We start from the raw sequence: 14,376 nt of genomic DNA on the forward strand, positions 1-14,376 counted from the left end.
CCGGCCGTCCGGCTGGCGCAGTCCGTAGCGCGGGGCGTGCGCGCGGACGGTGTCCCAGTGGGCCGCGCCGTACGAGGACGACCGCGAGCAGCACCGCCCCGTCGATGGTCGGCAACCCTCCGACCTCCCCCACCAACGCCCCGGTGCCGGGCGGTCGTTGTTCGGTGTTTGTTTGTATGGCGGCGGTCCGCCGACACCGAACAACGCCGCCGGGCTAGACACCTCCCATGACCGGACGGCAGGACGGTGCGGAGGGAGTCGGGGCATGCGGCACTGGTCGCGCGGCGTAGCGAGGGCGGTAGGTGCGGCGACCGTCGCGTCACTGTTCCTGGGATGTGCAGGACACACCGGCGGAACCCCGGCCCGGAAGCCGGCGGCGGGCGCCCGGGCGGTGGGTTCGCAGCAGGTCCTCGACGTCGCCGAGCAGGTGCTGGAACGCGACTGCATGCGCCGCCTCGGCTTCCGGTTCTGGGTGGTACCGCCCGCCGCACCCGGAGCCCGCCGCGACTTCCCGTACGCGGTCGACGACATCGCCTGGGCCCGGGCGCACGGGTACGGCGCCGACCGTCTCGCGGCGCTGCGGCGGGCCGCCGTGGCCGATCCCAACCAGCGCTACCTGCTGTCGCTGCCGCCGGCCCGCCGCGCCGCGCTGGTCGCCGCGCTGAACGGCCCGAGTCCGCGCGGGCTCACCGCCGACCTGCCGAACGGCGTCCAGGTCACCCACAGCGACACGGGCTGTACCGCGGAGGCCGAACGCCGCCTGTACGGCGACCTGCCGGCCTGGTTCCGCGCCACCCGGATCACCGCCTCCCTGGCCGGTGAACGCGTGGCGGCGGTCCAACGGGATCCCCGTTACCGCACCGCCCGGGACCGCTGGGCGCGGTGCATGAAGGCCGCCGGGCTGCCGTACGCCGACCCCCAGCAGAGCCGCGCCGCCGCCGACCCCGAGCGCGGCGCCAGCCGGACGCGGGAGATCCGGCTGGCGGTGTCCGAGGCGACCTGCGCGCAGTCCACGGGCCTGTCCCGGGTCGCCGCGGCCCTCGATCGCGCCTACGGTGCCCGGCTGCGGCACCGCTACCCGGGGGCGTACGGCGATCTCGCCCGGCTGACCGCGGCGGCGCTGCCCCGGGCCCGCGCCCTGGTGGCCCGCGGCTGACCGACCGGCCCCTCCCCACACCTCCGTGGCGGGCCCCGCCGCGGAACGGCCGACCAGGCCGACGACGCACGGGCGGCACCAGCCGCCGGCAAGGAGAACCATGTCAGTCAAGCAGCTCATCGCCACCGGAGCCGTCGCCACCGGCCTGGCGCTCGCGCTCCTCCCGTCGACCGCGTCGGCCGCGCCCGCCCCGACCGGCGCTTCGGGTACGCACCGTTCGGGTTCCGCCCCGGGCGGCGCCGCCGCGGCCGACGGTCTGTTGCACGCCTGGACCGATTCCTACGGCGGGGGCACCCCCTGCTTCTGGGGTGGGAACTCCGACAACTGGGGCCCGTGCCGGAACAAGGCGTCCGACATCTGGAACAACGGCTACGCCGTCACCCTGGACTCCGTCGACCTCTACTGGGGTGTGTCGGCCACCGGGGCGCACGCCTGCATCAGCCGGGGCGACTCCTGGAACAACCTGCCTTCGGGACAGTGGAAGTTCACCTACGGGGCGGGCCTCGGCGGCTTCGGCAAGTCGGTCAACGACAACATCTCGTCGCACCGTTGGGTCGACTACTGTAGCCAGGGCTGACCCTCGAGCCGCCCGACGGGCCCGCTGAAACGGGGGGCGGGCCCGTCGGGCCAGGGACGTGGCCGCCATGACGCCGACGGTCTCGGCGCGGTGCGCGGTCCTGGTGGCCCAGGCGGGAATGCGGGGGCAAACCCCCGTAGTGGCAGGGCTGTTGGCCGGATGGGGTCCCGGACGGGCATCCGCGAGGCTCTCCGCATGACTTCGATCAAGCGTCACGGCGCGCTCGCCGCCGCCTCCGCCGTCCTGTTGTCCCTCGCCGCACCGCTGACGGCGACCGCCGCGCCCACCGGGCGGACGGCCCTCGCCTGGGGGCAGTGCCCCGGGGCCGCGCCCGCTTCACGGCAGGAGTGCGCGACCCTCGCCGTCCCGCTGGATCACAGCCGCCCGAACGGGCCGACGATCGACCTGGCCGTCTCCCGGGTGCGCAGTGAGAAGCCCGGAGCGCGGCGCGGGGTGCTGCTGATGATTCCGGGCGGACCGGGTGGCTCCAGCCTGAACGACCCTTCCGGCAAGGGGCAGAAGCTCCCGCAGGACGTCCGTGACGCCTACGACCTCGTCGGGTTCGCCCCGCGCGGACTGGCGCCCTCGACCGCCGTCGACTGCGGTCTCGACCAAGCCGACCTGGCCACCTCCCGACTGCGGCCCTGGCCGGCCCCGGACGGTTCGGTCGCCGCGAACATGGCCACCGCCCGGCGCATGGCCGACGCCTGCGCCCGTCACGGAGGTGAACTGCTGCGGCACATCGGCACCGTCGACGAGGCCCACGACATCGACCGTATCCGGGCCGCGCTGGGCGAACGGCGCGTCTCCGCGTGGGGTGTCTCGTACGGGACGTATGTCGGGTCGGTCTACGGCCAGTTGTTCCCCCGGCGCACCGACCGGATCGTGCTGGACAGCAACGACGATCCCGATCCCGCCCGCGTCTCCAGGGCCTGGCTGGCCGGTCACGAGCAGGGCGTGGAGGACGTGTTCCCCGAGTTCGCGAAGAAGGTTTCGGCGCCCGGCTACCCCTACCGGATCGCGGACACCCCCGAAGGAGTACGCCGGGAGTTCCTCGCGCTGGCCACCCGGCTGGACCACGACCCGATCCCCTGGCCCGGCGCCAACCCCCCGGAGCTGAACGGCAGCGTGCTGCGCCAGACCATGCTGGACAGCCTGTACGACCCCGACCGGTTCGACGACCTCGCCCGGTTGATGACCGAGGCCCGCGAGGGAACCCTGCCGCCGGCGCCGGCCGGCCCTCCGGAGCAGGTGATGCAGAACGTGGCCGCGGTGGGCGCCGCGACACTGTGCAACGACGTGGCCTGGCCTAAGGACCCGGCCGTCTACCAGAAGGACGTCGACGTGAGCCGCAAGGCGTACCCGCTGACCGCGGGCATGCCGCGCAACGCGATGGTGTGCGCCGCGTGGCCCTACCCGCCGCGGCAGGCGCCGGTACGGATCACCGACCGGGGGCCGTCCGACGTGCTGCTGGTGCAGAACGCGCACGACGTGGCCACCCCGCTCACCGGTGCCCGCAGGCTCCGCGCGGCGTTGGGCCGCCGCGCGGTCATGGTCACGGTCGACTCCACGGGCCACGACGCCTACCTCGCCAACGGCAACGCCTGCGGCGACGCCACGGTCTCCCGCTTCCTGGCCACGGGGGAACGGCCGGCCGGCGACGTGTACTGCCGCTGACCGACTCCCGTCCCCGGACCGGGAGCCCGCGCCGCGCCCGGACAGCGCGTGGCGTGCGGGGTCGAACGTGTCATCCGGTTCACGGACCAGTGGCCGCCCAGGCACCGCCGCGCTGCACGAGCGGCGCGGGTTCCTGCCTCGCCACGCCGCGGCGGAGACCACCTCGGTTCTGGGAAGGGCACCGCGCGAGGCCAGGTCGGCGCCCCAGGTCAGGCGGGAACCGGCGGTCGTCAAGGATCGTGGTCGAGGACCTGCGGCACCGGGAGGAGCCACGGCACGTCCGTCCCCCGCCGGGGGCCCGTGACACGCGAGGTGAACCCCTGACACGCGGGCGGCGCCGCGGGGCTCGGCCGGCGGTCCGTGCCGGGGGCTCCGGCGGCCGGGGGCAGCCGGGCGCGTCCGATGCCGGTCGAGCGGTGATCCCCCAGCGTCCCGACGCCTCAGTGCCCCGTCCCCGTCCCCGGCTCCGGCTCCGGCCGGCCGCTCGTGGCCCGGTGCCCTCTCAGCAGGAGTACGCCGAGCGCGGCCGCGGCGGCCTGACAGCAGGCCGCCGCGAGGACGAGGGCTGCCGGTCCGGCAGCCTGCCAGGCACCCGCGAGGGCCGCCCCGCCCGCGGCGAAGGCGCTCTTCGTACCGGCTCCCAAGGTGAACACCTGGGTGCGGGCGCCCCGGGGGGCGTAACGGTCGCGGCCGGCCAGCAGTGCGGCGAAGAGCGGGCCGGTGCAGCACCCGGCCAGGACGAAGCCGCCGGCCGCCGCGGTGGCGCTGTGGGTCCAGGCCACGGCGGCCAGTGGCAGCCCGGTCGCCAGCAGCATGGTGACGACGGTGCGTTCCGGACGGCGGGTGCCCCACGGCCGCCAGGCGTAGGCGAGGGAACCGATCAGCGAGCCGAGGGCCATGGCGGTCAGCAGCCCACCTGCCGCCCAGGGCGCCCGGTAATGGGCGGCGAACAGTACGGCGACCACCGGCAGGGCGCCGATGCCGAGTTGGCCCATGGCACTGGCCCACGTCAGCGAGCGCAGCGCCGGGTGGCGCACGAGCAGCGCGGCCGTGGCCACCGGCTCGGCGGAGCGCGGTGCGGGGTTCCGTTCGGCGCGCGGCCGCAGGGGCAGGGCGAGGACGAGGGCACCGCCTGTGACGGCCCCGAGGCCCAGGACCGCGAGGGCGCCGGCGGCGCCGGTGGTGGCGGCGAGGAGGGAGGCGAGAGCCGGTCCGGCGATGCCGGCCAGGTTGTAGGAGACGGCGTCCAGGCTGAACGCCCGGCCCAGCGCCGCGGGCGGCAGCAGGTCCCCCAGCAGGCTGGTCAGCCCCCCGGTCAGCAGGGGGGAGCAGCAGCCCGCCACACCGGCGACGGCCAGGACCACCGGAGCGGGCGCCCGTCCGGTCAGGGTCGCGACGGCGCTCAACCCCGTCCCGTACAAGGCCAGGCAGCCCGCGTGCAGCGACCGCCGGTGCCGGACCCGGTCGGCGAGGGCGCCGGCCGGCGGTGCGGCGACGATGCCGGGAATCAGCAGGGCCGCGACGAGGGCCCCTCCGAAGCCGGCGCTGTGGGTGCGGTCCACCGCCAGCACCACCACGGCGACCCGTGCCCCTTCCGAGGCGAGTCGGACCAGCAGGGCGACCTGCATGTAGCGGAGGAGCACCCACCGGTGCGTGCCCGAATGCCTGCCCGTTTCCACGGGCGTCCGTGTCCGCACCGCATTCCTCCAGACCGGGATCGCGCGGCTCGGCCGCCCGGTGCGTCCGGCCCCCCTCCCCCGTTCGTCATACCCTGAAGGTATGACGGCATGTGCGTTCGGTGTCCCCGCTGTCCATACTCGGGGGGTGAGCTTCATCTTCGTCAGTGATCATCTGGCCCTCGATCTCGCCGCCACCGTGTCCTGGCGCACGACCCGCCCCGAAGAACTGCTGGCCGAGCCGGCGGACTTCGCCCGGTGGGCCACCGAGGCGAGGGTGGTCGACCGGCTGGAAGCGGTGAGCCGGGCGGAGTTGGCGAAGGTGCGTGCCCTGCGCGAGGCGATCTACCGGCTGGCACTCGACGCGGCCCTGGGGCAGGGAGCCGATCCGCAGGACGTCGCCGGTGTCCGGCAGGCCGCCGCCCACCCACCGGTGAGCCTCACGCTGAAGGACCTGGGCCGCGTGGAACGCCGCGGCGGCGTCCCCGAGGTGCTGGCCACCCTGGCGGTCTCGGCCAGCGACCTCCTCGGCGGACCGGACCGGCTGCTCGTCCGGCACTGCGCGGGTGAGCCGTGCACCCGCCTCTTCCTCGACCGCTCCCGGGCAGGCACCCGGCGCTGGTGCTCGAAGCAGGGCTGCGGCAGCAGGGTCAACGCCGCCGCCTACCGTCGCCGGACCCGCCAGGACGACGGGGCCTGACCGACCGGCACCCCGGCCCACCCCGTGCGTTGCCGGAGGGTTGCCGTTCGCCCGCCGAGTCGTACGACGCGGTGCCCAGCGGACGCCGGCCGGTCCGGGGACGGGCCGGACCGGCGACCGTGGCGCCCGCTCAGGCCTCTTCGGCGGGGAGGAGGTGGTCGAGAGCCGCGGCGCACTCCTGGGCGGCCTCGGCCGAGCGGGGCAGCATGAGGCCCTCGTAGGCGCGTACGGCGTCGTCGACGGTCGGCTCGGTGATGAGTGCGCGGGCCAGGTCGGCACCGTCGAGCATGGCGAGGTTCGCGCCGAGCCCCACCGGCGGCATCAGGTGCGCGGCGTCGCCCAGCAACGTGACGCCGGGGACGTGTTCCCAGGTGTGCGGGGCGGGCAGTACGAACACGGGCCGGTCGACGAACCCGCCGTCGTTGTGCCGTACCAGGTCGAGCAGGCTCTCGTGCCAGCCGTCGAACATCTTCAGCAGGTGTGCGCGGACGGCCGCCGTGTCGTCGAGTGCCACGCCGGAGGATTCGGGCCAGTTCCGCGGGGCGTGGAAAGCGATGTAGACCCGGATGTGGTCCGTGCTGTCGCGCTGGGCCAGCAGGGCCCTGCTGCCGGCGCTCGCCAGCATGGTGCCCTCGCCCACGAGGCCGGCGAGGTGGGGATGGCGTTGGGCGCAGTCGTCGAAGCCGGCCTCGATGAAAGTGACACCGTCGTAGCGGGGGGTTGCGTCCGACAGGGCCGGGCGGACGCGCGACCAGGCGCCGTCGGCGCCGACCACCAGGTCCACCTCCTCGGTGCCGCCGTCGTCGAACAGCAGCCGCGCGGTGCCGTCCTCGAGCGGCTGGACACCGGTCACGGCCCGGTTCCAGCGGACGGTGCCCTCGGTGAGGGAGTCCAGGAGCAGGCCACGCAGCTGACCGCGGTCGATCTCCGGGCTGTCGTCGTCGTGGACGGGCACCGTGACCGGCAGCGCGTCGGCGGTGGTGGGGTCGAGCACCCGCCATTCCTGGCTCTCCGGGCGGGCCAGGGCACGGAACTGGTCGAGCAGCCCCGCCGCACGCAGCGCCGTCTGCCCGGTCCCGCCATGGATGTCGAGGCTGCCGCCCTGGTCGCGGGCGCCGGTGGAGGCCTCACGCTCGAAGACGGTGACCTGCCGGCCGTGGAGCTGGAGGATCCGGGCGCAGGCGAGGCCGCCGAGGCCGGCGCCGACGATGGCGATGCGGGGGGCGTCAGTGGTGTGCATGAGGCTGTCTCTCGGCAGGCGTTCGGGGCACCGGTCGGTCCGGCACCGAGCCAAGAAAGCACAGTTCCGCTAGGCGGTACACATCATTTTCTTCGCCGTGGACGTGTTTTCGCCGTCGTTCCACAGGTCAGATCCGGCCACGCCAGCAGATGGCGGGGGAACCGACGTGTCGGGTCGCGTCCGCGCGGTGAGTCGCCCGTGCGCGGCTGCATTACCCTTCGGCCAGTCGGTGACACACGGTGCGGGGGGGCGTACATGACTGTCCGGGGCGAGGCACTTCTGGCCGAACTCGGCTCGCTTCCCGCTCACGTGCGCGCCGATTACGTGCGCGTTCTCGACACCGTCGCGCACGTCGCCCTGCGGGGATGGACCCGGCGCAGAGGGGTTCGGCTGCTGTGGCTGACGCTTCGGGACGGCGACGATCCGGTCGTGGCACGGCGGGACTCCGGCGAACTGAGCGAACACGTCGACTGGGACGGGCCACGGTCCGCCCGCTCCTTCGCCGGTGCCCTGCGGAAGAAGCTGGGAACGAACCGGTGCGCCGCCCTGGTCCACGGCAACGCGATCGACTCGCGCACCTGGGGCTGGGTCATCCCGCTGCTGGTCGGACAACTGCCCCGGCTGGACACGGCGGTGATGGTCGACATCGAGCACCGTGACGGGAACCGGTCCACGTTCGCCTTCCCGATCAGATACCGGCGCCTGCTCGTCCGGCGCCCGCGGTTCGAGGAGGACCTGCGTACGATCCTTCGGCGCGCCGGGACCACGTGATCCCGGCTCACCCGCCCGCCGACGGCGTGCCCCTCGGTCACCGGGTGAAGGTGGACCAGTCGACGTCGAGGAACTCTGCGGTGCTCTCCGAACAGGGCGGACGGACGTCGCGGACCCCTGTCAGGTTCCTGCCGCACCGGCCACCGTTCGGGGCCGGCGGCCGGTGCGGCCGGCGGTACGTGCGGTCGACTCAGGCGGTGTGGAGCCTGAGCCCGAAGCGGTTGAGGATCTCGTTGATCGGCTGGTACCAGGTCTCGCCTCCGCCGGTGCAGTTGCCCCAGCCGCCGGAGGTGACGCCCTGCGCCTGGTCGCCGCTGATGAACGAGCCGCCGGAGTCGCCCGGTTCGGCGCAGACGTTGGTCTTCGTCATCTCGTGCACGGCGCCCTGGCTGTAGTTGACGGTCTCGTTCTTGGCCAGGACGGTTCCGCAGTGCCAGTGCGAGGTCGAGCCCGAGCGGCAGATGGAGGCGCCGACGGGTGCTTCGGCCGAACCGCGCACGAGCTGGTCGGAGACGGTGCCCCAGCCGAGCACGACAGGCACGGTCCACCAGCCGCTGCCGACGTTGACCCAGGCGTAGTCGTTGTCGGGGAAGGAGGAGCCCTGGAAGTTGCCGATGTAGGTGTGGTCCCAGCCGTTCACCGCGGCGCCGGGCTGGGCGCAGTGTCCGGCGGTGACGAAGCCTCCGTAGACGGAGAACCCTATGGAGCAGCGGACGTTGCCCGTGTAGTAGGGGTCGCCGCCCACGGTGCCCGCCGCGAGGGTGCGGGGGATGTGGTTGGTCCGGTCCACGGTGACCGGACCCGCTTCACGGGCGCGGGCCACGAAGGAGCGGACATCGTTGTCATCCTTGTGGGGGGCGACCACGTCGACGGTGACGGTGTTGGTCTTGACGTCGACGTGCCAGCCGGCCACTCCGGCGGGGGCGTGCAGGGCGTCGAGGCGTTTCATCGTCGCGTCCAGCTGGCGTTCGCTGTGGCGGACGAGTGTGACCCGGGCTCCCGCGGCCTCGACGGCCTTCCGGGCGTCGGTGCGGGTGAGGGCCACGACGAGTCTTCCGCTCGCCGAGTCGAACCATGAGCCGCCGTACGAGTCGCCTGCGGCGCGCTTCGCGGTGCGTTCGGTCCGGCGGGCCGTCGTCTCGGCGGCGAGCCTGGCGGCCGCCTGGGCGCGGGTGAGCCCGAAGTCGCGCCGCATGGCCGTCAGCAGACCGTCCGATGCGGGGGCCCGGTGAGTGACGGTGGCGGCACCGGTGACGGGAGAGGCATGGGACGTGCCGTCAGCCGCCGCTTCGGTGAGGCCGGCGGTGGTGACGGTCAGGAGAAGTGCGGCGGACAGGGCCGCGCGAAGAACTGTCGTCTCCCTCAAGGCAGTTGCCTTTCGTCGATCCGAAGGTCGGTGGGGTGCGAAGGGCAGGTACTGAGAGCGCTCTCAGGTGGGGCGGCTTCACCGTAGCGCCTCTGTTTTGTCAGGTCCATACCAGATACCGGGAAAGACGCGGGAGACTGCGGATCCGTACGGCGGTGTACCTTCCGGCGGTCAAGTCCCTTGCCGCAGGCGACTGCGATGTGCGTTCCGCTGACGGTCCGAGGCCGGCACGGGTGGACGATCCCGTCGGTCGAGCGCACCCGGTGGCCGCTACCGGACGGTCTCGGCAGCCGTGGCCATGGCACCCGCGCGCGCCCGGAGGCGTGCTGCCGTCCAGGCCGGTGCACGGGAAACGAGGCGGTCGGTCCGTGCCCGGTGCGGCCGGTAGGCATCCGGCCGGCGCTCGGGGTGCTCCGTCAGCGCGCTCCCGGCCGCGGGGCCGCGCTGGCGCGGATGGCGGAGATGACCGTGCGCGCCCAGTCGGTGGGGTCCGGCGTGCGCAGCAGGGACGCCAGGCGGGTGAGGTGCTCGGCGCGCTCACCCAGGGGCATGGTCAGCGCGGTGCGCAGCGTGTCCACCAGGTCGAGCGGTTGCAGCGGGTCGGTCAACAGGGGTGCGGTGCCCAGGTGCTGGGCGACTCCCGCGTACCGGGAGAGAATCAGGACGCCCGGGCGGCGGGTGGCGTGGCGGGCGCTGATGTATTCCTGGGCGGTCAGGTTCATGCCGTCGGCGAGCGAGGTCACCCAGAACACGTCGGCCTCGAGGTAGTGGCCGACGACCGCGGCGAAGTCGAGGTTGCGAGGGATGTAGTCGACGGGTTGCCAGTGCGGGCTTCCCCAGCGCCGGTTGACGCCGGTGATCGCGTCCTGAAGCTCGGTGAGGGTCGCGTCGTAGGCGCGGATACCAGGTTCGGGCGGAGGGCAGATCAGGCGGTAGCGGACCTTCTCCCGCAGTGCGGGCTCCTCGGCGAGGAGGGTGTCCAGTGCGCGGATCTTGTGGACGGGGGCCTTGGCGTAGTCGAGGCGCTCCACGGAGAGCACCGACCGGGCGTCGCGGTCCTCGCGGTGCGGCCGTGTGCCGGTCCGGGCGCGGGCCAGCCGGGCGACGGCCGAGCGGTCGATGCCCAGGGGGTGCACGCCGACGTGCGGGGCGGGCACCTCGGCATCGGCGAAGATCCGGCGGAAGTTGTCGGCACAGTCAGGGGTGTGGAAGCCCGCCCAGTCGAGGCGGGCGAGGGAGTCGCGTAGCTGGTCGGCTGCCGGAAGACGTCGGAAGACGTCGGGGGCCGGGAAAGGGGTGTGGTGGAAGAGACCGATGGTGACATCGGGGCGGTCGGCCTTGAGGGCGGCGGGTACGAGCCAGAGGTTGTAGTCGTGGAGCCAGACCGTGGCGCCCCGTTCCGCGACAGAGGCGATGTGGCGGGCGAAGCTGGTGTTGACGGCTTCGTAGTCGGCCCAGTCGGCGGGATGGTCCCGGATGAGGTCGGGACGGGACATCAGGGCCGGCCAGAGGGTCTCCTTGCACGCGCGGTGGAAGTAGCCGGCCCAACGGTCGGGTGGCAGTGGGAGGAGGGAGAGCGCGGGACCGCCGGTGGCCGGCCCGGGTGGAGGAGGCGGCGGTGTCTCGCCGACGTGGACGGCGGCCCATACCGCGCCCAGACGCTCATCGGTCAGGGCGGCCCGCAGGGTGGGCAGGACGCCGTTGGGGCTGGAGGGCTCATGCCAGACTCCGTCGACCCAGCGTACGGGCGGGCGATGATACCCGACCACCAGTGAGCGTCTCCTGGGCCAGCGCAGGCGTTCCAGCCCTTCGAGCACGGCCGCCGCACCCTCGGAACGCGCGTGGAGGACCCGGTCGTCGGGGGGAGTCCGCGCGGTCAGGGCGGGCTCCGCGTTGGCGACCACGACCCCGTGCGTGCCCAGACGGAACAGCGACAGGTCGTTGAGGGAGTCGCCGGCCACCAGCACGGACCGGTGAGGCCACCCGAGCATGTGGGCGAGCAGCCGTAGCGCGCGCCCCTTGTCCGCTCTCGCGGGGAGGACGTCGAAGTACCGGCCCGAGGCGTAGGACCAGGAGCACCCCAGTTCCTCCACCGCCTCGGTCAACTCGCCCGACAGGTCATCAGGGTCGAGGTAGTACGAGCAGCGGCCGTCCTGGAGGACCTGCTCCTGGTACGTCAGACACGGGAACCGGTCCAGCGCCGCCCGGACCCGGCGGGCGCCCGGCCATCCCGCGCGCAGACGCGTCTCCAGGGCTCGCACGTGCGCCATGTGTTCGGCGTCGATGACGCTGGAGCCGACATCGGCGATGATCCAGCGCGGACGTGGCAGCAGGGGATCGTCGCGGAGCAGGGCCCGGACGGAGGGCAGCCCACGGCCGGTGGCGAAGACGACGGTGATGTCCGGTTCCTGGTTCAGGACGTCGAGGAGTCGCTGCCGGTGATGGGGGCCGCCGCCCAGCAGAGTGCCGTCCAGGTCGGCGACCAGCACCCTGCGGTCGGGCGTGCTGCCTGCATGGGCGCTCACCACGCGGGGTCGTGGGTCACCGGGTCCACCACACGCGTTCCGTCACCGGCGTCGGCCTCCGGGAGTTCGGGGGGAATGCTCCGCGCGCGCCGGATGGCCCGACCGAGCCGCGCCGTCGGACCGTCATCGCTGTTCAGGAGCGTGGTCACCAGCTCCTCGGGAACGTGGCGCGCGGCTGCCAGCAGCTCGTCTGTGTCATGGCTGTTCCGGAACACGACAATCTCCCACGAGTCGCGGCAGCGGGATCGAATCCCCGGAGGGCGGGCACGGGTGTGCAGAGCTGTACCCGCTCGACCGATACTTCCCTCTCCCTATGGTATGTACTCGGTCGGAAGATGTGCCGTACGGCTCGCTGCCCCCCCCACACACAACGGCCGGCGTGTCCCAGGAGCTGTCGCTCGGCGGGACCCGGTCCGCGCGTTCCCGGATCCCCGGCCGGCCGTCCCTGGGACACGACGAGGCGATCGTCCGCCGGACGATGCGGGCCACCTGGCCGGCGCCCGCATGACCGAGTTCCCGCAGGCGCGGCGAGGGCCGCCGGGCAGGGTGGTACAGGGTGCCAGCGCGCGGAATCGTTCCCTCGGCGCGGCGCGTACGGCCGGTTCCCCGGAGGTTGCGGCGATCTGCCGGCAGGCGTGTGCGAGCGCGGCGTCCTCGCCGGCCGGCCGCGGTACGGCGACCAGTTCGCGGTCGATGAACGGGCGGGGCCGGGCGATGACGCTTCCGCCGGGTACGCCGAAGATCTGGGCGTTGAGGATCTGGCCGAGGTTCCGCGGTGGCGGCAAGGCGGTCGGCAGGTCCGCCGTGGCCGTCTGGAGGATCGTCGTGCTGCCCGGCGAGATGAACAGGGCGTCCGCCGTCAACAGGACGGCCTCGAAGTCGTACGCGCGGGACCTGTGCGCACCGCCCCGGGCAGCATGGCGGTGAGATCGGCGCACGCCCATGCCGACAGGTTGCCGCAGAGGGTCGCCACCACGTGCCCGGCACGGATCAGCTCCTCGACCAGGAGGAGCACGACCGCGCGGACGTAGGCGTCGGCGGCGGCGCCCGCCAAGCGACCGCGCAGGCCGCCGACGTCGACCACGCCTCCGGCGTCGCCCCGCACGGGCCGGCGCCGTGGCAGGATCGATCCCGGGTCCGCCGACCGGATCACCCGCTCCGATCGTTGACCACGAGGGCCGCGGGTGCCGGCGCGCCGGTGCCGTGGACGAAACGGTGCCGCCCGCCGACGACCTGGGCGGCCGGCCCGGCGGTGTACGCCCGCTTCGTCCGCCAGAAACACGACGCCGTCGAGTTCGCCCATGACCAGCCGTAGTTCCCCGATGCTTCCTCAGCGGAAGTCGGTGATCGACACGGGCAGAGGGCCGGATGAGTGCACGGTGACCGACAGCCTCCCGTGCTCTCGCGGGCTCTGTCGGGCGGAACAGGCCACCGGCTGGCACTCGCGGCGTGGCCGGCGTGCGGCGGCCGTGTCCTCGACGGCGAGTGAGCCGGGGATCGTGTGCACCGTGCGCCGACGCGGTCTCCCTCGAGGTGGGGCAGGTCGGCGGTCGCGGCGCCGGACAGGACCAGGGCCGCCGTCGCGGCACTCGCTGCGAGGACGGCGGCGCGGGCGCGAGGCATGTTTCCTCCGTTCTCCGGCCGACGATGCCGCCGGGAGCGAACCCGGGTGCGGACGAGGGGACAGGGGCCGCACGGATGCCCGCCCGGCAAGGTCATCGCGGGCAGCGGTGATCGGCGGTGTTCGATGCGCCGTTCATGACGGGTGGTCAGCGGGGCCACTCCCAGGACATGCCGTGCACGCCGGGGCGGCACTTGTCGAGGAGGATGTGGGAGGTGTGTGACGCGTCCAGGGCGACGCGTCGTCGTAGTACAGGTCGGTGAGGTCGGCCACGCAGTGACCGGCGCTCCTGAGGTACTGGCGCCCCGAGGGGTCATGGGCTCCGTATCCGACCGAACACAGCCAGCCGCCGCTGCTGTTGGTCCAGGTCATCCTGCTGCCCGGGTAGACCGTGGACTGCGGGGCGAGCCGCTGCCCGTCGCGGACGACCCGCACCGCGCGGCCGTGGGAGGCGGCCGCCTCGAGGAACGACTTGGCCGCTGCGGACGTCCGGTGGGGGATGACGTGCACGGTGACGGTGTCGCTCGGCAGGTCCACCGACCACGAGGCGACGCCGTCGGGGGCGTGGCGCAGGGCTCGCGCGTCGAGGGACGCCTTGATGCGGTCCAGGGCGCGTTCGCCGCGCTGCGGCACGCGCGCGGCCAGGCCCGACGCTCTGACCTGACGGGCCGCGGCCGCGGAGGGGACGTTCACCGTCAGCTTGCCGCCCGCGGTGAAGTAGGCGCCGTCCGTCGCCACGCCCGAGCGGTTCAACCGGGTCAACGTGTCCTGCTGGGCGGCCTGGTGGTCGAGTCGGGCCACCGCGGCGTCCTTGCCGACGCCCAGCGACCGGGCCAATGCCGTGACCATCTCCGGCTGGTAGCGGGGGGCGGCGGGCGGGGGTGCGGCCTGGGCGGTGCCGGTGGCGGCGACGGCCGAGAGCAGCGTGCCGACCGCGGTGGCGAGGAGGGTTGTTCGGGAAACGCGCACAGCTTTCCTTCCGTTCACGGGCATGCCGCTGCCACCGGGGGAGAATGCCGGGAATTCGTCTGGGGAGAAGACGGCCGACCGGTGGGTGCGCGGTATGC

General features: G+C 73.6%; 13 protein-coding genes. 6 read left to right on the plus strand and 7 right to left on the minus strand.

Features of this window, described 5'->3' with window-relative positions:
* Nucleotides 1-391: 391 nt before the first annotated feature.
* The 3 genes from ACIQVT_RS12895 to ACIQVT_RS12905 all read left to right on the plus strand — a co-directional run bounded on the left by ACIQVT_RS12895 (nucleotide 392) and on the right by ACIQVT_RS12905 (nucleotide 3,410).
* The gene (locus ACIQVT_RS12895) at nucleotides 392-1,156 is read left to right on the plus strand and encodes a hypothetical protein (protein WP_403751368.1); all 765 of its coding nucleotides are present in this window, start codon (nucleotides 392-394) and stop codon (nucleotides 1,154-1,156) included.
* 100 nt (nucleotides 1,157-1,256) lie between these two features.
* Complete coding sequence (locus ACIQVT_RS12900) at nucleotides 1,257-1,733, plus strand: hypothetical protein (protein WP_403751370.1); 477 nt, start codon at nucleotides 1,257-1,259, stop codon at nucleotides 1,731-1,733.
* Nucleotides 1,734-1,928: 195 nt separating this feature from the next.
* Nucleotides 1,929-3,410, plus strand: a complete 1,482-nt coding sequence (locus ACIQVT_RS12905; protein WP_403751372.1) for an alpha/beta hydrolase — start codon at nucleotides 1,929-1,931, stop codon at nucleotides 3,408-3,410.
* A 440-nt stretch (nucleotides 3,411-3,850) separates the two neighbouring features.
* On the opposite strand, the gene ACIQVT_RS12910 is transcribed toward ACIQVT_RS12905, so the two are convergent.
* Nucleotides 3,851-5,053 (minus strand): MFS transporter, encoded by a 1,203-nt coding sequence (locus ACIQVT_RS12910; protein WP_403751374.1) that lies wholly within the window; start codon nucleotides 5,051-5,053, stop codon nucleotides 3,851-3,853.
* 181 nt (nucleotides 5,054-5,234) lie between these two features.
* Between ACIQVT_RS12910 and ACIQVT_RS12915 the strand changes: the two genes are divergently transcribed.
* Complete coding sequence (locus ACIQVT_RS12915) at nucleotides 5,235-5,786, plus strand: CGNR zinc finger domain-containing protein (RefSeq protein WP_403751376.1); 552 nt, start codon at nucleotides 5,235-5,237, stop codon at nucleotides 5,784-5,786.
* Between the two features lie 130 nt (nucleotides 5,787-5,916).
* Here the strand turns inward: ACIQVT_RS12915 and ACIQVT_RS12920 are convergent, their stop codons facing one another.
* Nucleotides 5,917-7,026 (minus strand): FAD-dependent oxidoreductase, encoded by a 1,110-nt coding sequence (locus tag ACIQVT_RS12920; protein WP_403751378.1) that lies wholly within the window; start codon nucleotides 7,024-7,026, stop codon nucleotides 5,917-5,919.
* 255 nt (nucleotides 7,027-7,281) lie between these two features.
* On the opposite strand from ACIQVT_RS12920, the gene ACIQVT_RS12925 reads away from it, so the two are divergent.
* Entirely contained in the window at nucleotides 7,282-7,797 is a 516-nt protein-coding gene (locus ACIQVT_RS12925) for a hypothetical protein (RefSeq protein ID WP_403751380.1), read from the plus strand.
* A gap of 190 nt (nucleotides 7,798-7,987) precedes the next feature.
* Here the strand turns inward: ACIQVT_RS12925 and ACIQVT_RS12930 are convergent, their stop codons facing one another.
* The 3 genes from ACIQVT_RS12930 to ACIQVT_RS12940 form a co-directional block, all read right to left on the minus strand.
* Nucleotides 7,988-9,163, minus strand: a complete 1,176-nt coding sequence (locus ACIQVT_RS12930; RefSeq protein ID WP_403751382.1) for a S1 family peptidase — start codon at nucleotides 9,161-9,163, stop codon at nucleotides 7,988-7,990.
* Nucleotides 9,164-9,579: 416 nt separating this feature from the next.
* The gene (locus ACIQVT_RS12935; RefSeq protein WP_403751384.1) at nucleotides 9,580-11,688 is read right to left on the minus strand and encodes a trehalose-6-phosphate synthase; all 2,109 of its coding nucleotides are present in this window, start codon (nucleotides 11,686-11,688) and stop codon (nucleotides 9,580-9,582) included.
* On the minus strand, nucleotides 11,685-11,903 hold the full coding sequence (locus tag ACIQVT_RS12940) for a hypothetical protein (RefSeq protein ID WP_403751386.1): 219 nt from the start codon (nucleotides 11,901-11,903) through the stop codon (nucleotides 11,685-11,687). Before ACIQVT_RS12940 ends, ACIQVT_RS12935 begins: the two co-directional genes overlap by 4 nt.
* Nucleotides 11,904-12,067: 164 nt before the next feature.
* Here ACIQVT_RS12940 and ACIQVT_RS12945 point away from each other — a divergent pair, with 164 nt between their 5' ends.
* On the plus strand, nucleotides 12,068-12,196 hold the full coding sequence (locus ACIQVT_RS12945) for a hypothetical protein (RefSeq protein WP_403751388.1): 129 nt from the start codon (nucleotides 12,068-12,070) through the stop codon (nucleotides 12,194-12,196).
* A 351-nt stretch (nucleotides 12,197-12,547) separates the two neighbouring features.
* Here the strand turns inward: ACIQVT_RS12945 and ACIQVT_RS12950 are convergent, their stop codons facing one another.
* Nucleotides 12,548-12,841, minus strand: coding sequence for a hypothetical protein (locus ACIQVT_RS12950; protein WP_403751390.1), 294 nt, complete (start codon nucleotides 12,839-12,841; stop codon nucleotides 12,548-12,550).
* Between the two features lie 603 nt (nucleotides 12,842-13,444).
* The gene (locus ACIQVT_RS12955; protein WP_403751392.1) at nucleotides 13,445-14,278 is read right to left on the minus strand and encodes an alpha-lytic protease prodomain-containing protein; all 834 of its coding nucleotides are present in this window, start codon (nucleotides 14,276-14,278) and stop codon (nucleotides 13,445-13,447) included.
* Nucleotides 14,279-14,376: the final 98 nt, after the last annotated feature.

Origin of the sequence: Streptomyces sp. NPDC100445 (assembly GCF_044759735.1) — a bacterium.
Classification (GTDB): Bacteria; Actinomycetota; Actinomycetes; order Streptomycetales; family Streptomycetaceae; genus Streptomyces.